Source organism: Roseococcus suduntuyensis, from assembly GCF_014196305.1.
Lineage (GTDB): Bacteria > Pseudomonadota > Alphaproteobacteria > Acetobacterales > Acetobacteraceae > Roseococcus > Roseococcus suduntuyensis.
In genome coordinates this window covers 147,502-163,441 of record NZ_JACIDJ010000007.1, presented here as the reverse complement: position 1 = coordinate 163,441, position 15,940 = coordinate 147,502, and the positions used below count along the sequence as shown (strand labels likewise).

Genomic DNA, 15,940 nt, shown 5'->3' with positions numbered 1-15,940 from the left:
CTCAGCCCCCGACCGCCGCGAGGGGGCCTTCGGTGGGCTGCACGCGCGCGCCGGCGCGGATGCGTTGCAGCCCCTCCAGCACCACGCGGTCGCCGGGGTTGAGCCCGCTGGTCACCAGCCAGTCATTGCCCACCGCGCGGCTGGCGCGCAGCACGCGCTGTTCCACCACACCCTCGCCATTCACCACGAAGGCCATGGGCTCGCCGCGCGGCGTGCGCAGCACCGCGCGCTGCGGCACCAGCAGGGCCTGGTCGGTGATGCCCTCCTCGACGCGGGCGCGCACGAACATGCCGGGCAGCAGCATCTGGTCCGGGTTGGGGAAGATGGCGCGCAGCGTGACCGAGCCGGTGCCCTGGTCCACGATGACCTCGGAGAACTGCACCTCGCCCGCATGCGGGTATTCGGAGCCATCCTCCAGCAGCAGCCGCACCACCGCGCGGTCGGCGGAGTCGCGGCGCAGCGCCCCGCTCTCCACGTCGCGGCGCTGTTGCAGCAGCCGCGCACTGGGCTGGGTCAGGTCCACATAGATGGGGTCGAACTGCGCCACGGTGACCAGCGGCGCGGCCTGGCTGCCCGTCACCAGGGCGCCCACGGTCACGTTGGCGCGGCCCGTGCGCCCGGCGATGGGCGACTTCACCTCGGTATAGCCGAGGTCGATCCGCGCCGTTTCCAGGGCGGCGCGGGCGGAGGCCACATCGGCGCGGGTCTGGCGCAGCGTGGCCTCGGCATTCTCCAGGTTCTGCTCGCTCACCGCCTGGGCGCGGGCCAGGGTGCGGTAGCGGTTGGCGGTGCCGGTGGCCGCGCGCTCCGCCGCCTCGGCGCGGGCCAGCGCGGCCTCGGCGCGCTGCACCGCGGCCTCGAAGGGGGCGGCGGCGATCTGAAACAGGGGCTGGCCCGCCGCCACCTGCTCGCCCTCGGTGAACAGGCGCTGTTGCAGCAGCCCGCCCACCTGGGGCCGCACCTCCGCGACCCGCAGCGGTGCCGTCCGGCCGGGCAGCAGCGTGGTGACAGGCACTTCCGCGCGCCGCAGCGTCATCACCGTGACGGCGACGGGCGGCGGCGTGGCGGGTTGCGCGGCGGTGGCCCGCGAGGGCGCCTCGTTGCAGCCCGCCGCCAGCATTGCCAGCGCGAACGCCAGCAGGGGCACCGCCTGCCGCCGGAGGGCTCCGGGCAGGCGTGGCTGGGGCGGAAGGCCGGCTTGGGACATGGAACCTCGTTGGTGGGGCGGAGCTTCCTGTATATTGGGATACTGGAAGGTTTCCAGTTACTTTTTGTGGCAGCCGGCGGCACGCTCCGCCGCGCAAGCGCCTGGGTTGACCGCATTCCCCGAGAGGGCCTCAGCTGTCACCGGCCGTCTTTCAGGGAGAACGGAACGCCATGCGCTTGACACGCGACGCGATGCGAGGAAAGGCCCAGACCGTGCTGGGCCTGCTGGACCCGGCCGAGCTGGGCCCGACCCTGATGCACGAGCACCTGATCTGGAACATCACCCACCCTGCCCAGCGCGACCCCGCCATCACGGGCGGGCCGGAACCGGGGCGCTACTGGGACCTCCTGAACGGCCAGGAGCCGGACATCCGCAACACCACCCAGAAGGATCGCGCCGTAGCGGCCCGCGCGACGGCCGAGATGATGGCGGCCGGCGGGAAGACGGTGGTGGAGCTGACCATCGGCGGGCTGGAGCCGGACCCCGAGGGCCTCGTCCAGGTGGCGCGGGAGACAGGCGCGCATATCGTCATGGGCTGCGGCCACTACGTCCATGACTACCAGGACCCCGCGAACCACGACCGCAGCGTGGACAGCTTCGCGCGGGAAATGATCGACCAGGTGCAGCAGGGCGCCTGGGGCACCGATGTGCGCGCGGGCATCGTGGGTGAGATCGGCTGCCAATGGCCCTGGACCGACCTGGAGAAGCGCGTGCTGGCCGGCGCCGTCATCGCGCAGCAGGAGACGGGCGCCGCGCTCACCATCCACCCCGCGCGGCACGAGGACCATCCCTGGATGCTGGTGGAGTTCCTGCGCGCCCATGGCGCCGACCTGTCGCGCACCATCATCGACCACATCGACCGCACCATCTTCGACGATGACCGGCTGTTCCGCCTGGCCGATGCGGGCGTGATCCTGGAATGGGACCTGTTCGGGCAGGAAAACACCTACTACGCGCATGCGGACATCGACATGCCCAATGACGGCATGCGCCTGCGCGCCATCCGCCGCGTGATCGACCGCGGGCACCTGGCGCAGGTCGTGATCAGCCACGACATCTGCCACACCATCCAGTTCAGCGAATGGGGCGGGCATGGCTATGCCCATATCCAGAAGACGGTGCTGCCGCACATGCGCAAGCGCGGCTGGAGCGAGGCGGAGATCGAGGCCATCATGGTCGGCAATCCGCGCCGGCTGCTGACCTTCATCTGAGGCCGCGCCGTGTTGACTCCCGGGGCGCCATCGCGTGCCATGGCCGCGCGAACAAGAACAGCATCCCCGGGGGAAACAATGATCGAACGACGCAGCCTTGGTCTTGGGGCGTTTGGCGCGGCCGCCACGCTCGCCATCGGCGCGGGGCCCGCCCACGCCTCATTCCCGGACAGGGTGATCAGCATCATCGTCCCCTTCGCGGCCGGGGGTGCCACCGACATGGCCGGCCGACTGCTGGCCGACAAGCTCGGCCCGTTCCTCTCCGAGAGCGGCCGCGCCGTGGTGGACAACCGCCCCGGGGCGGGCAGCGCGCTGGGCGCCAATGTGGTGCGGCGGGCCAGGCCCGACGGCTACACCCTGCTGGTGGGTTCGGCCTCGACCTTCGCGGTGGCGCCTGCCTCCGGGGCCGCGGCCGCCCGCTACCACCCGACCGAGGATTTCACGCCGCTCGCCCTGTTCGGCCTCAGCACCATGGGCCTTCTGGTGTCGCGCGACAGCGGCATCACCACGATGCGCGAACTGCTGGACCGCATGCGCGCCAATCCCGGCCGGTATTCCTATGCCAGTTCGGGCGTGGGCGGCATCGCGCACCTGGCCTCGGAGTATTTCTGCAAGTCGGCCGGCGTCGAGGCGGTGCACGTCCCCTATCGCGGCGGCTCGCAGACGGCCGAGGCGATCATGAAGGGCGAGACGCTCTTCGCCATTGACACCGTCGGCTCCAACATCGGGCAGATCCGCGCCGGTTCGCTCCGGCTGCTGGCCGTGACCACCGCCAGGCGCGACCCGAACTTCACGGATGTGCCCACCATCGCGGAGGCGGGCGTGCCGGGCTATGAACTGGCCAGCTGGACCGTGCTCGCCGGTCCCGCCGGGATGCCGCCCGAAATCGTGGAGGCCATCGGCCGCGCCGCCGCCCGGGCCATCGCGGACCCGACCGTGCGGGAGCGCCTGGAGACGACCGGCACCGTGCCGGAGCTGAACAGCACGCCGGCCATGACGCGGGAATTCCTGGACCGCCAGTTCGCGATCTACCGCGAGGTGGTGGCGCGTATCGGCCTGCGCCTGGAATAAGGGCGCTTCGCCGTTTCCCCACCCCGCCCCGGCGCAAGGGGCGGGAGGCGGTTGGGCGCGGTGGCGAAGAGTTCGCCCTGTTCCGTTGCGAACAGGTATTCGCCATGCGCGACCAGACAGGCGGCGCGTGCCGTCGTGGCGTTCCTTACTGGCGAAGGAGCGTGGCCTGGGCGGGGTCGAGCGCCATGCCGATGGCGGAGCCGGCCGCGAGCGGAGCCAGGCCGCGCAGATGCGGTTCCTCCGCCACAAGGCGTAAGCCTTCGCCCGCTTCGAGCGTGTAGCGGACATGGCCGCCCAGGAATTCCGCCCGAAGCACGCGCGCCTGGAGGGCGCCGCCCTCGCGCAGCAGGGTGATGGCCTGGGGGCGGAGTGCCAGGGTGGCGCGGCCGGGCGGGGCCGGCTCGGCCACGGGCAGCACCAGGCCGCCCGCATGGAAGCCATCTGCCGCCAGTTCGCCTTCCAGCATGTTGGCGGTGCCGAGGAAGCCCGCCACGAAGCGGTTCGCCGGGTGGTCATAGAGTTCCGTGGGCGCGCCCACCTGCAGCACCCGGCCCTCGTTCAGCACCGCCATACGGTCGGCGGCGGCGTTGGCTTCCTCCTGGTCATGCGTGACCAGGATGGTGGTGAGGCCGAGGCGGTGTTGCAGCTCCACCAGCTCCGCCCGCACGCCGGCGCGCAGCCCGGCATCGAGGTTGGACAGCGGTTCGTCCAGCAGCAGCACCTCGGGCTCGATGGCCAGCGTGCGGGCGATGGCGACGCGCTGCTGCTGCCCGCCGGAGAGTTGCGCGGGGCGGCGGTCTATCAGGTGCGCGAGGCCCACGAGGTCCAGCGCGGCACGCACGCGGCGGTCGCGCTCGGCGCGGCCCACGCGGCGCTGTTCCAGGCCGAAGGCCACGTTCTCGCCCACCGTCATGTGCGGCCAAAGCGCGTAGCTCTGGAACACCAGCCCCACATTGCGGTCCCAGGGGGCCAGGCGCGTGGCGTCGCGCCCGCCGATCATGATGCGGCCGCGCTCGGGCTGGCCGAAGCCCGCGATCAGGCGCAACAGGGTGGTTTTGCCGCTGCCTGAGGGGCCGAGGAAGGCGAAGAACTCGCCCTTGCGCACGGTGAGGGAGACATCCTCCAGCACGCGGGTTGCGCCGTAGCCGAAGCTGACGGACTGGACATCGACACCGGCTTCGCTCATTCGGCCCTCGGATCACTGCTGCGGGTGCGGCGGCTGCGTTCGCGCTCGGCGAAGCGGTGGGCGGCGAAGGTGCAGATGGCCACCACCAGCACCGCGATGACGCCGAGCGCCGCCCCGGGGCCGCGGCCCGCGGCACTCTGCATGTAGATGTAGATGCCGTAGGAGAGCGGTGCGTCCACGTCGCGCGTGGCCAGCACCAGCGTGGCGGACAATTCCACCGCGGCGGTGGCGAAGCTGGTGACGAAGGCGGCGGCCAGCCCGCCCGCCATCAGCGGCACCACGATGCGACGCAACGTCGTCACCTTGCCCGCGCCCATGTTCTCGGCCGCTTCCTCCAGGCTGCGGTGCACCTGTTGCAGCGCGGCGGTGGAGGCGCGCAGCGCATAGGGCAGCCGCCGAACCGCCAGCACGATGGTCAGCATGATCCAGGAGGTGGCAAGCGACGCCCCATCCCACAGCTTCACGTCGAAATAGGTGCGCAAGATGCCGATGCCCAGCACGAGGCCGGGCACCGCCAGTGCCGACATTGCTGCCATGTCCAGCAGCTTGCGCCCGGGCAATTTCGTCCGCAGCACCAGCCAGGCGATGGTGACGCCGATGACGACGTCGATCAGCCCCGCCAGCCCGCAATAGAGCAGGGTGTTGGTGATGAATTGCGGCGTCTCCTGCAGCACCGTGCCGTAGTGCTGCAGCGTGAAGGCATCGGGCAGCGGGCTGAAGGACCAGATGGTGGCGAGGCTGAGCAGCAGGATGCCGAAATGCGGCGCCAGCACCAGGAACAGCACCGGCACCACGAAGCACCAGCACAGGATCAGGCCCCGCCGCGTCAGTTCCCGCCGGCCCAGCCCGCCGCCGCCGCGCTGCTGCGTGGCATAGTCGCGCCCGCGCAGCAGGAGCGCGGCGAGGCCCATGGCGGCGACGGAGACCACCACCAGGATCACGCTGATCACATAGCCCATGGGGTCGCCCAGGCCGACCGAGGTCACGCGCAGATAGGCCTGCGGCGCCAGCATGTTCGTCACGTTCAGCAGCAGCGGCGTGGCCAGGTCGTCGAAGACCTTCACGAAGACGAGGCTGGCGCCCGCGAGATAGCCCGGCAGCGCCAGCGGCAGCACGATGCGCCGCAGCAGGGTGAAGTTCTTCGCGCCCAGGTTCTGCCCTGCCTCCTCCATCGAGATGTCCACATTGGACAGCGAGGCGGTGAGGTTCATCAGGATGAAGGGGAAGTAGTGCAGCGACTGCACGAAGATGACGCCGTTCAGCCCCTCCATCAGCTCCAGGCGGAAGCCGAACCAGTCCATCAGCAGCAGGTTCACCGTGCCGTTGCGGCCGAAGACCAGCTGCATGGCGACCGCGCCCACGAAGGGCGGCATCACCAGCGGCAGCACGCCCAGCGTCGTGATCAGCGCCGTGCCCGGGAAGCGGTAGCGCGCCAGGATCACCGCCAGCGGCACGGCGATGAGCGAGGCGAAGACCACGCTCATGGATGCGACATACAGGCTGTTCCAGAAGCTCTCGATGAACAGGCTGGTGCGGAAGAAATCCGCGAAGTGGACCAGGGTGAAGCCACCATCCCCGGCCTGGAAGGCCACCACGAAGACGCGCCCGACCGGTACGATCAGGAAGGCCAGCAGGAAAGCCGCGACCAAGAGCGCGGCCACGACCTGAATGGGCGAGGCCTCCGTGCGCATGCGGGCGAAGAGGGGACGCGCGGGCTGGACGGTGGCCGACACCTGCGTCAGCGGGCGCGCTGGGCGCGTTCGGCGAGCTGCCGCGCCTCGCCGAAGGTGGCGACGGCGTAGCGGTCCCACTGCTCCTCATACTCGGCCTGGCGGCCGGCGGCGGGGCGGTCGGGGCGCGTGGCCCGGAAGGCGCCGGCGATGGCAGGGTCGGAGGCCTGTTGCTCCGTCACCGGCACCGCGGTCAGCTTGGCGCGGGCCTCGGCCACCAGGCGGCGACCCTCGGCATTGTCGCGCCGGGCGAGTGCCGCTTCGGCCGCGTGCACGGCCTTCCAGGCATCGGTCAGCTCGCGCAGGCGGAAGGTGATGAGGCGGTCGAAGAGGCTGTTCAGCAGTTCGTACCGGGACTCCGACACGGCGCTGTCGAAGCGCACCCGCGCGCCCAGGTTCGGGTTGGTGAAAGGGTTGGGGAAGTCCGCCGGCGCGTTTGCGTAGGTTTCCGGCCGCACGGGCAGGCGCATCACGCGCGGGTTCAACAGCACCGCCTGCCCTTCGGGCGAGAGCAGGAACTGCACGAAGGCACGCGCCGCGTTGGGGTTCGACGCGCCCTCGATGACGCCGATATTGGCCGGCACCAGCGTGGTGACGGTGGGATAGACGAACTCCACCGGGAAGCCCGAAGCCTTGGCCGAGAGCCCGAAGAAGTCGATCACGATGCCGATGCCATACTGCCCGCTGTTGACGGCATCGGGCACGCCGAAGGAGCGGTCCGAGACCTGGGCGTAGTTCCCCGCGATCTCGAGCAGCAGCGCCCAGCCAGGCGCCCAGCCCTCGCCCTGGAGGATGGTCTCGATGGTGAGGTGCGTGGTGCCCGAACGGCTCGGCGCCGAGATGCCGATGTGGTTCTGGTAGACGGGGTTCTTCAAATCCGCCCATTCGCGCGGGGCGGGCAGGCGGTTCGCGCGGATGTAGCGCGTGTTGTACATGATGCCGTAGCCAGAGACGGCGAAGCCGAAATACCGCCCATCCGCGTCATGGGTGGGCTGGCCGCCGATGCGTTCCGGAATGCCGCTGGTATCGATCTGCGGGCGGGCCAGCAAATTGCCCGCCTTCAGCACCTCGAAGGCATCGGGCGCACTGGCCCACATGAGATCGGGCGGGGCGGAGCGCGTCTCGCGGATGAAGGCGACGGCGGCGGTGGTGTTCCGGTTCTGCACCTCGACGCGCGTGCCGGGATGGGCGCGTTCGAAGGCCTGCACGAAGGGGGTGGTCACGTCGCGCGAGAAGCTGGTGACGATGACGACGCGTGGCTCCAGCGCGGCCTGTGCGCGCACCGATTGGGGCGCAAGGCCAAGGGCCGCGCCCCCGGCCAGGAGGCCACGGCGGGATGTGGCGGCGATGTGCATGGTGGCGTCTCCCCTGGGGTTGGGTACGATGCCCAACCTCCCCGTTGCTGTCATCAAACTGTCATACGAAAAGTTGCGATGCAAGTCAGATGAGGCGTTTTCGCAGCCTGGTCACGACCACCTCCGCCACCAGCACCACGACCAGGATGGCCAGCAGGATCGTCGCCACACGATCCCAGTGGAAGAAGTTGATGGCGTCATCCAGCGCGACGCCGATGCCCCCCGCGCCCACCAGGCCCAGCACCGCGGATTCGCGCACGTTGATGTCCCAGCGGAACAGCGCGACCCCCCAGAAGGCCGGCTGCACCTGGGGCCAGAGCCCCTTCAGCATCCGGTGACCCCAGGGCGCGCCGACGGCGTCCATGGCTTCCATGGGCCCGCGCGGCGTTTCCTCGATCGCTTCCGCAAGGAGCTTGCCCACAAAGCCGACCGAGCGGAAGGCGATGGCCAATACCCCCGCCAGCGCGCCAGGTCCGAACACGGCCACGAACAGCAGCGCCCAGACCAGCGAGTTCACGCTGCGCGAGGCGACCAGCAACAGGTTCGCCAGCGCGTTCAGCGGTGGCGCCCGGCAGACATTGCGCGCGGCGAGCAGCGCGAGCGGCACGGCCATGGTGAAGCTCAGCACCGTGCCGAGGGTCGCGATGTGCAGCGTCTCGATCAGCGCGTCATGCACGCCGCCGCGGTAGTGGCCGAGGTCCGGCGGCCACATCCGCACCAGCAGGTCGGCCATCTGTTCCGGCGCATCGGCCAGGAATTCGGGAATGATCTCGATGCTGCGCACAGCCCAGACACAGGCCGCGACAAGCCCGAGCCACAGGAACCAGCGCCCGATGCGCTGGCGGGGTGTGAAGCGCGACCATTCGCGCTCGAGGGCGGCGCTCATTGCAGGGCCTTGCGGATGCGGGCGGATATCACTTCCGCCAGGAAGATCATCGCGATGATGGAGAGCAGGATGGCCGCCACGAAGTCATAGTCGAAGCGCTTGAAGGCGGCGAACAGCGTGCCGCCTATGCCACCCGCCCCCACGATGCCCACCAGGGTCGAGTTCCGCAGGTTGGAATCAAGCTGGTAGATGCAGAAGCCCACGAAGCGCGAAGCCACCTGCGGCAGCACGCCATAGAGCAGCACCGCGAGGCGCCCCGCGCCCGTCGCGCGCACCGCCTCCACCTGCTTCATGCTGATCTCCTCGATGGCCTCCGCGAAGAGCTTCGCGATGAAGCCCATGGAGGCGACCGTGAGCGCCGCCACCCCCGCCAGCGCGCCGAAGCCCACCGCCTTCACAAAGAGGATCGCCACGATGACGTAGTGCAGCGACCGGCACAGCGCGATGAAGGCGCGCGCCGGGCCGCTGATCCACCAGGGCGAGAGGTTGCGCGCCGCGAGCAGCGACAGCGGCAGCGAGATGACGATGCCGAGTGCCGAGGCCAGCACCGCGATCTGCAGGCTTTCCACCAGCCCCTCTACCAGCGTGTCCCAGCGCTCGAAATTGGGGGGCCACATGCGGCCCAGGAAGCGCGCACCCTCGCCCAGCCCGACCGCGATGCGCGCCCAGGAGATGTCGAGCTGCATGGCCGCATAGACGCAGTAGATCGCCAGCGCGATGAGTGCGGTGCGCCCCTGCCAGTTGGACGCGAAGGCCTGGCGCCGGGTCACATCCAGTCCTCGCCGCCATAGATCAGCGTCAGGTGCTCGGGCATCAGCTTTTCCGGCGGGCCGTCGAAGACGATGCTGCCCTGGTGCATGCCGATGATGCGGCCGCAATAGCGCTTCGCCAGCTCCACATTGTGGATGTTCACGATGACGGGCACGTCCTGCTCGCCGGCCAGGCGCGTCAGCAACTCCATCACCTCGACCGCGGTGCGCGGATCGAGCGAGGAGGTGGGCTCATCGGCCAGCAGCAAGGCGGGGCGCTGCATCAGTGCGCGCGCGATGCCCACGCGCTGCCGCTGCCCGCCCGAGAGTGCGTCGGCCCGGCGCGTCGCGTGCTCGGGCAGGCCCACCGCGTCCAGCAGGGCGAAGGCGCGGTCGATGTCCTCCTGCGGGTAGCGCCGCAGCCAGGCGCGCCAGAGCGGCACATAGCCGAGGCGGCCCGAGAGAAGGTTCTCCATCACCGCCAGGCGTTCCACGAGGTTGTACTCCTGGAACACCATGCCGATCCGCCGCCGCGCGAGGCGCAGCGCGCGCCCGCGCAGCGGCACCAGGTCCTGCCCATCCAGCAGGACCTTGCCGCTCGTCGGCTCCACCAGGCGGTTGATGCAGCGGATGAGCGTGGACTTGCCCGTGCCCGAGGGCCCGATGATGGCCGTCACCCCCTGGCCGTCGAAGTCCAGGTTGATGTCGCGCAGCACCGGCTTGCCCGGGACATAGGCCTTGCTCAGGCCCCGGATGGAGAGGCCGCCGCTCATTGGGTGCGGGGCGGCGTCGCGGCCGGGGCCTGCTGTTGCTGCTGTTCGCGGGCGGCGCGGCGGCGGGCCTCGGCCTCCAGTTCGCGGCGGCTTTCGGCGTCGAAGGCGCTGCGGGTGTAGGGGGCGTTCACCGCATCGGCCACCGCGCGCACGGGCGCCCAGTGCTCCAGGTAGGTGGCGGGCCAGAAGCGGTCATTGCCGCCCAGGTCGCGCACCAGCGCCGGCGGGAAGCGATAGTCCAGGAAGCATTGCCGGATGCGCTGGGCCAGTTCGGGCTGCAGGTCGTGCGCGAGCGCGAAGCTGCTGGTCGGGAAGGGGTCCGACTGCCAGATGGTGCGAAAATTCTCCGCCCGCACCTGGCCGCGCGCGACCATGCGGTTGAACACGTCCGACGCCACCGGCGCGGCGTCGAAATCGCCCGAGTTCACGCCCATCACGCTGCGGTCATGCCCACCCGAATAGACCACGCGGTAGTCGGTGTCCGGCGTCACGCCCAGGCCGGGGAAGAAGGCGCGGGGGGCGAGGTTGCCCGAATTGGATGTGGCCGAGGTGTGCGCCACCCGCCTCCCGCGCAGATCGGCCATGGTGCGGATGTTGGAATCCGCCCGCGTCAGCACCACCACGCGATACGCCTCGAAACCCTCCGCATTGCCCTTGAGCGCGAAGGGCACGGCACCGGCCAGGTTCACCGCGAAGGCGGTGGGGCCGGTAGAGAAGCCCGCGATGTGCAGACGGCCCGAGCGCATGGCCTCCACCTGCGCGGCGTTCGACGTCACCTGGAAATAGACCGTGCGGCGGCCGGTGCATTGCGTCAGGTGTTCCAGCAACGGGCGGAACTGGCTGGCATAGAGCGCGGGGTCCTCCACCGGGGTATAGGCGAAGACGAGGGTGGAGGGATTGCGCAACCGCGCGGGGTCGGTCGGGGCGTCGGCGACCATGTCGCGGTTCGCGTCACAATAGCCGTCGTCCAGCGCCCCGCGGTGCTCACAGGCCGGCTGGGCAGCGCCGGGGTATGGCAGCAGCGCACCCCCAGCCAGCAATGCCGCACCGAAGAGGATGATTTTCATGGCGTTCTCCCAACTGAAACATTTATGTCACAAATCTAAGCATGATTCTTGGGGACAGATAGAGCCCAGGCAACGGGGGCGTCGGCGTTGCACTGGACAATGCGTGGTCCTGCCTTGGCGGCTTGGTCGGGGCTTCACTTCTCGGAGGTTGGCTGGGTGGGCGTCTGCCTGAAGCGGTGGCCGCGCCTTCCACCGCCAAGGCATTGCGGCGCTGGTCCTGATCCTGCCCCGCAGGCAGGGAAGCCTTTTGGCGGAAGGGCGCTATTATGAGGACGCGCGCGAGAGCCATGGACAGGCATGCATGGCAAGATGAAATCCCAGACAGGAACGGGAGGTGTGGCGCTTGTTCCTGCCTCTGAGCGTCAGTCGGGTAGGGATTGGCGGGAACTGATAAGGGGCCTGGCGGACAGGGTGGGATTCGAACCCACGGTAGGCTTGCACCTACTTCGGTTTTCGAGACCGACGCGATCGACCACTCCGCCACCTGTCCGAACGGGCGCGTTCATAGTCGGCCCCGCGGCCCAGCGCAACCGCCCCACCGCTTGACTCCCCATCGCCCGGACCCTAAACGCTCCCACTCCCGGGCGGCGCTGGCGTGTCGCCCGTGGTGGTTCATGGGGTTCGCCCATGAGCTGCCGACCCATTTTCAAGTGATGCGGGCCCGTTTACGCCACGCGGCGGCCCGAGAGGCGCGTGTGATGACCTTTGCAGTGATCCGCACCGGCGGAAAGCAATACCGGGTGACACCCAATGCGGTGCTCACCGTCGAAAAGCTGGAGGCCGAGCCCGGCGCCACCATCACCTTCCATGAGGTGCTGGCCATGGGCGGCGAGGGCGGGCTGCAGATCGGCGCGCCCACCGTTCCCGGTGCGGCCGTGACGGCCACCGTGCTCGAGCAGACCCGCGGCGACAAGGTGCTGATCCTCAAGAAGCGCCGCCGCAAGAACAGCCGCCGCAAGCGCGGCCACCGCCAGCACATGACCGTGCTGCGCGTGGCCAGCATCGGCGCGGCCGCCTGAACAGGAGACACCACAGATGGCACATAAAAAGGCAGGCGGCTCCTCGCGCAACGGCCGCGACTCTCCCGGGCAGCGGCTTGGCGTGAAGAAGTTCGGTGGCGAGCATGTGCTGGCCGGCAACATCCTGGTGAAGCAGCGCGGCACCAAGATGAAGGCGGGTCGCAATGTCGGCGTCGGCCGTGACCACACGCTCTTTGCCCTGATCGAGGGCCATGTGAAGTTCGAGCGCAAGGCCGAAGGCCGCGTGCATGTTTCGATCGAGGCGCCCAAGCTCGCCGCGGAGTGACCGCGCCGAACTTGGCATCTATTCAGGCGGGGGCCCTTCGCGGCCCCCGTTTTCGTTTCCGGCCCCGCCAGCCCGCGCCCCAATTCCGGGGGGGTGTAGGGGGGGCCTGCCCCCCCTTGCCGCCGCGCGGGTAGGGTTGGCGTGGCGGCTACCCGCGCGGCGGCACAGACAATGAAATTCCTCGACGAAGCCAAGGTCTATCTGAAGTCGGGCGATGGCGGTGACGGCGTCATCGCGTTCCGACGCGAGAAATACATCGAATTCGGTGGACCCGATGGCGGCAATGGCGGCCGCGGCGGCAGCGTCTATGCCGAGGCGGTGGAGGGGCTGAACACCCTCATCGACTACCGCTACGCCCAGCACTTCAAGGCCCGCAAGGGCGGCAACGGCGCGGGCAGCGACCGCACCGGGGCGGCGTCCGATGACGTGGTCCTGAAGGTCCCCGTCGGCACCCAGATCCTGGACGAGGACCGCGAGACGCTGATCGCGGACCTGGATGAGGCCGGAAAGCGCGTCCTGCTCTGCCAGGGCGGTGATGGCGGCCGCGGCAACGCGCATTACAAGACCAGCACCAACCGAGCCCCCCGCCGCGCCGACAAGGGCTGGCCGGGCGAGGAACGCTGGGTCTGGCTGCGCCTGAAGCTGATTGCGGATGCCGGCCTGGTGGGGCTGCCCAATGCCGGGAAATCCACCTTCCTGGCGGCGGTGACGGCGGCCAAGCCCAAGATCGCGGACTACCCCTTCACCACGCTGCACCCGCAGCTGGGCGTGGTGCGCCTCAACGCCACCGAGGAATTCGTCCTGGCCGATATTCCGGGGCTGATCGAGGGCGCCTCGGAGGGGGCCGGCCTCGGCACCCGTTTCCTGGGCCATGTCGAGCGCTGCAAGGTGCTGCTGCACCTGATTGACGGCAGCCAGGCCGACCCCGCCGGCGCCTACCGCCTCATTCGCCACGAATTGACCGAATATGGCGCAGGGCTGGAGGACCGGCCCGAGATCGTGGTGCTGAACAAGCTGGATGCCATGACGCCCCAGGCCCGCACCTCACGGATGAAGGCGCTGGAGCGCGCGGTGGGCGCGCCGGTGATGCTCGCCTCGGGCGCGACGGGGGAGGGCGTGCCCGAAATCCTGCGCCGTCTGATGGACATGATCCGCGCGAAGGGGTGAAGAGGCAGCCTCGCTTGGTTGCCGTGCAGCAATCCCTATGTTAAGGCCCGCCCGCCGACGGGGGATGGCCCCTCCGGCTTTCAGGAACAGGACCGGGACCGCACAGTGGGCGCCGAGACCATTTCCACCGACGCGCCAGCCAATGGCGGCGTTGCCGCGCGTTACGCGCTGGCCCTCCTGGGCCTCGCGGATGATGCGCGCCAGGCCGATGCCGGCGCGCTGGACCGTATCGCCAATGACCTTGAGGGGCTGTTCAAGCTCTACCGCGAGGACCAGGCCTTCCGGGCCTTCGTGCAGGACCCCCGGCTTTCCGCCGCGGACCAGCAGCGCGCGATCTTCGCCCTGCTGGCCAAGGCCGGGGCTGGCAAGGAAATCATCAACTTCGTGGGCGTGCTGATCGCGAATCGCCGCCTGTCGCATCTGCCCGAGATCGCGGCCGCCTTCGGCGCCAAGCTCGCGGAGCGGCGCGGCCAGCAGGTCGCGCATGTCACCACCGCCTTCCCGCTGACCGACACGCAGCGCGCCGCCGTGACGGCCCGTCTGACCGAGGCCGGCTTCTCCGGCGTGAAGCTGGCGGAAAAGGTGGATTCCTCGGTTCTCGGCGGGCTGATCATCCGGATTGGCTCGCGTCTCTACGACAATTCGCTCAAGTCCAAGCTGCAGCGCCTGCAGTTCGCCATGAAGGGGGCCGCCTGAGATGGAAATCCGTCCGGCTGAGATTTCGGAGATCCTGAAGCAGCAGATCGCGAGCTTCGACGCCGAGGCCAATGTGGCCGAGGTGGGCACGGTGCTGACGGTGGGCGACGGCATCGCCCGCGTCTATGGCCTGCAGAACGTGATGGCCGGTGAGCTGGTGGACTTCCCCTCCGCCGGCATCAAGGGCATGGCGCTGAACCTCGAGACCGACAATGTCGGCGTCGTGCTGTTCGGCGACGACAAGGGCGTGAAGGAAGGCGACACGGTCAGCCGCACCGGCGCCATCGTGGACGTGCCCGTGGGCAAGGGCCTGCTGGGCCGCGTCGTGGACGGCCTGGGCAACCCGATCGACGGCAAGGGCCCGCTGACGGATGTGGTCCGCCGCCGCGCCGAGCTGAAGGCGCCCGGCATCATGCCGCGCAAGTCGGTGCATGAGCCCATGCAGACCGGCATCAAGGCCATTGACGCCCTGATCCCCATCGGCCGTGGCCAGCGCGAGCTGATCATCGGTGACCGCCAGACCGGCAAGACGGCCGTGATCGTGGACACGATCATCAACCAGAAGACGATCAACGCCTCGGGCGAGGAGAAGCAGAAGCTCTACTGCATCTATGTCGCCATCGGCCAGAAGCGTTCGACGGTGGCCCAGCTGGTGAAGCAGCTGGAGGAGAGCGGCGCGCTCGAATACTCCATCATCGTGGCCGCCACGGCGTCGGACCCGGCGCCGATGCAGTTCCTCGCGCCCTACACGGGCTGCGCGATGGGCGAGTTCTTCCGTGACAATGCCATGCACGCGGTCATTTTCTATGACGATCTGTCCAAGCAGGCCGTCGCCTACCGCCAGATGTCGCTGCTGCTGCGCCGTCCGCCGGGCCGCGAGGCCTATCCGGGCGACGTGTTCTATCTGCACAGCCGCCTGCTGGAGCGCGCGGCCAAGATGAACGACGAGTTCGGCGCGGGTTCGCTGACGGCCCTGCCGGTCATCGAGACGCAGGCTGGTGACGTGGGTGCCTACATCCCCACCAACGTGATCTCGATCACGGACGGCCAGATCTTCCTGGAGACCGAGCTGTTCTACAAGGGCATCCGCCCCGCGGTGAACGTCGGCATCTCGGTCAGCCGCGTCGGTTCCGCCGCGCAGATCAAGGCGATGAAGCAGGTGGCCGGCAAGATCAAGCTGGAGCTGGCCCAGTATCGTGAGATGGCGGCCTTCGCGCAGTTCGCCTCCGACCTGGACGCCACCACCCAGTCGCTGCTGGCCCGTGGCTCGCGCCTGACGGAGCTGCTGAAGCAGCCCCAGTTCAAGCCCGTCCCGGTCGAGGAGCAGGTGGTCGCGATCTTCGCCGGCACGCGCGGCTATCTCGACAAGCTGCCTATCTCCAAGGTGGGTGAGTTCGAGGCGCGGCTGCTCTCCGGGCTGAAGTCCAGCGCGCCGGACATCCTGGCCTCGATCCGCACGGATCGTGAGATCAAGAAGGATGTCGAGGCCAAGCTGGTCGCCTTCCTGGACGACTTCGCCAAGTCCTTCACCTGATCA

At 69.3% G+C, this 15,940-nt stretch carries 15 protein-coding genes and 1 tRNA gene; 7 read left to right on the top strand and 9 right to left on the bottom strand.

Translation table 11 applies throughout. The annotated features are described in order from the left end of the window. Position 1: 1 nt before the first annotated feature. A complete protein-coding gene (locus GGQ83_RS17480) occupies positions 2-1,147 on the bottom strand; it encodes an efflux RND transporter periplasmic adaptor subunit (RefSeq protein WP_311728586.1) in 1,146 nt (381 codons plus the stop codon). A 230-nt stretch (positions 1,148-1,377) separates the two neighbouring features. Here GGQ83_RS17480 and GGQ83_RS17475 point away from each other — a divergent pair, with 230 nt between their 5' ends. Next, positions 1,378-2,418, top strand: a complete 1,041-nt coding sequence (locus GGQ83_RS17475; RefSeq protein WP_184386261.1) for a phosphotriesterase family protein — start codon at positions 1,378-1,380, stop codon at positions 2,416-2,418. 78 nt (positions 2,419-2,496) lie between these two features. Continuing rightward, positions 2,497-3,489, top strand: a complete 993-nt coding sequence (locus GGQ83_RS17470; RefSeq protein ID WP_242535193.1) for a Bug family tripartite tricarboxylate transporter substrate binding protein — start codon at positions 2,497-2,499, stop codon at positions 3,487-3,489. A gap of 145 nt (positions 3,490-3,634) precedes the next feature. Here the strand turns inward: GGQ83_RS17470 and GGQ83_RS17465 are convergent, their stop codons facing one another. The 8 genes from GGQ83_RS17465 to GGQ83_RS17430 all read right to left on the bottom strand — a co-directional run bounded on the left by GGQ83_RS17465 (position 3,635) and on the right by GGQ83_RS17430 (position 11,725). Further along, positions 3,635-4,675 carry an ABC transporter ATP-binding protein gene (locus tag GGQ83_RS17465; RefSeq protein WP_184386259.1) on the bottom strand — a complete coding sequence of 347 codons (1,041 nt, stop codon included), beginning with the start codon at positions 4,673-4,675 and terminating at the stop codon, positions 3,635-3,637. Next, positions 4,672-6,336 carry an ABC transporter permease gene (locus tag GGQ83_RS17460; protein WP_311728582.1) on the bottom strand — a complete coding sequence of 555 codons (1,665 nt, stop codon included), beginning with the start codon at positions 6,334-6,336 and terminating at the stop codon, positions 4,672-4,674. Before GGQ83_RS17460 ends, GGQ83_RS17465 begins: the two co-directional genes overlap by 4 nt. A 77-nt stretch (positions 6,337-6,413) precedes the next feature. After that, positions 6,414-7,760 (bottom strand): ABC transporter substrate-binding protein, encoded by a 1,347-nt coding sequence (locus GGQ83_RS17455; protein WP_184386258.1) that lies wholly within the window; start codon positions 7,758-7,760, stop codon positions 6,414-6,416. A gap of 85 nt (positions 7,761-7,845) precedes the next feature. Then, positions 7,846-8,646, bottom strand: coding sequence for a phosphonate ABC transporter, permease protein PhnE (gene phnE / locus GGQ83_RS17450; protein WP_184386257.1), 801 nt, complete (start codon positions 8,644-8,646; stop codon positions 7,846-7,848). After that, positions 8,643-9,416, bottom strand: a complete 774-nt coding sequence (phnE, locus tag GGQ83_RS17445; protein WP_311728579.1) for a phosphonate ABC transporter, permease protein PhnE — start codon at positions 9,414-9,416, stop codon at positions 8,643-8,645. Before phnE (GGQ83_RS17445) ends, phnE (GGQ83_RS17450) begins: the two co-directional genes overlap by 4 nt. Then, entirely contained in the window at positions 9,413-10,168 is a 756-nt protein-coding gene (gene phnC / locus GGQ83_RS17440) for a phosphonate ABC transporter ATP-binding protein (protein WP_184386256.1), read from the bottom strand. The genes phnE (GGQ83_RS17445) and phnC overlap by 4 nt, the downstream gene beginning before the upstream one ends. Further along, a complete protein-coding gene (phnD, locus tag GGQ83_RS17435) occupies positions 10,165-11,235 on the bottom strand; it encodes a phosphate/phosphite/phosphonate ABC transporter substrate-binding protein (RefSeq protein ID WP_184386255.1) in 1,071 nt (356 codons plus the stop codon). Before phnD ends, phnC begins: the two co-directional genes overlap by 4 nt. Positions 11,236-11,635: 400 nt before the next feature. Next, positions 11,636-11,725: transfer RNA gene (locus tag GGQ83_RS17430), tRNA-Ser, on the bottom strand. Between the two features lie 208 nt (positions 11,726-11,933). On the opposite strand from GGQ83_RS17430, the gene rplU reads away from it, so the two are divergent. From rplU to atpA, 5 genes are all read left to right on the top strand, one after another. Further along, on the top strand, positions 11,934-12,254 hold the full coding sequence (rplU, locus tag GGQ83_RS17425; protein WP_184386254.1) for a 50S ribosomal protein L21: 321 nt from the start codon (positions 11,934-11,936) through the stop codon (positions 12,252-12,254). A 16-nt stretch (positions 12,255-12,270) separates the two neighbouring features. Continuing rightward, positions 12,271-12,540 carry a 50S ribosomal protein L27 gene (gene rpmA / locus GGQ83_RS17420; protein ID WP_184386253.1) on the top strand — a complete coding sequence of 90 codons (270 nt, stop codon included), beginning with the start codon at positions 12,271-12,273 and terminating at the stop codon, positions 12,538-12,540. A gap of 171 nt (positions 12,541-12,711) precedes the next feature. After that, positions 12,712-13,707: a GTPase ObgE gene (gene obgE / locus GGQ83_RS17415; protein ID WP_184386252.1), complete on the top strand. Its 996-nt coding sequence runs from the start codon at positions 12,712-12,714 to the stop codon at positions 13,705-13,707. A 105-nt stretch (positions 13,708-13,812) separates the two neighbouring features. Next, complete coding sequence (atpH, locus tag GGQ83_RS17410) at positions 13,813-14,403, top strand: ATP synthase F1 subunit delta (protein WP_184386251.1); 591 nt, start codon at positions 13,813-13,815, stop codon at positions 14,401-14,403. A 1-nt stretch (position 14,404) separates the two neighbouring features. Beyond that, positions 14,405-15,937, top strand: coding sequence for a F0F1 ATP synthase subunit alpha (gene atpA / locus GGQ83_RS17405; protein ID WP_184386250.1), 1,533 nt, complete (start codon positions 14,405-14,407; stop codon positions 15,935-15,937). Positions 15,938-15,940 lie beyond the last annotated feature (3 nt).

Bases quoted from the DNA above. Each gene is read 5' to 3' on its own strand.
- GGQ83_RS17455 (WP_184386258.1), bottom strand. From the start codon at position 7,760: ATGCACATCGCCGCCACATCCCGCCGTGGCCTCCTGGCCGGGGGCGCG.
- rpmA (WP_184386253.1), top strand. From the start codon at position 12,271: ATGGCACATAAAAAGGCAGGCGGCTCCTCGCGCAACGGCCGCGACTCT.
- GGQ83_RS17470 (WP_242535193.1), top strand. From the start codon at position 2,497: ATGATCGAACGACGCAGCCTTGGTCTTGGGGCGTTTGGCGCGGCCGCC.
- obgE (WP_184386252.1), top strand. From the start codon at position 12,712: ATGAAATTCCTCGACGAAGCCAAGGTCTATCTGAAGTCGGGCGATGGC.
- GGQ83_RS17465 (WP_184386259.1), bottom strand. From the start codon at position 4,675: ATGAGCGAAGCCGGTGTCGATGTCCAGTCCGTCAGCTTCGGCTACGGC.
- phnC (WP_184386256.1), bottom strand. From the start codon at position 10,168: ATGAGCGGCGGCCTCTCCATCCGGGGCCTGAGCAAGGCCTATGTCCCG.
- phnE (WP_184386257.1), bottom strand. From the start codon at position 8,646: ATGAGCGCCGCCCTCGAGCGCGAATGGTCGCGCTTCACACCCCGCCAG.
- GGQ83_RS17475 (WP_184386261.1), top strand. From the start codon at position 1,378: ATGCGCTTGACACGCGACGCGATGCGAGGAAAGGCCCAGACCGTGCTG.
- rplU (WP_184386254.1), top strand. From the start codon at position 11,934: ATGACCTTTGCAGTGATCCGCACCGGCGGAAAGCAATACCGGGTGACA.
- atpA (WP_184386250.1), top strand. From the start codon at position 14,405: ATGGAAATCCGTCCGGCTGAGATTTCGGAGATCCTGAAGCAGCAGATC.
- phnD (WP_184386255.1), bottom strand. From the start codon at position 11,235: ATGAAAATCATCCTCTTCGGTGCGGCATTGCTGGCTGGGGGTGCGCTG.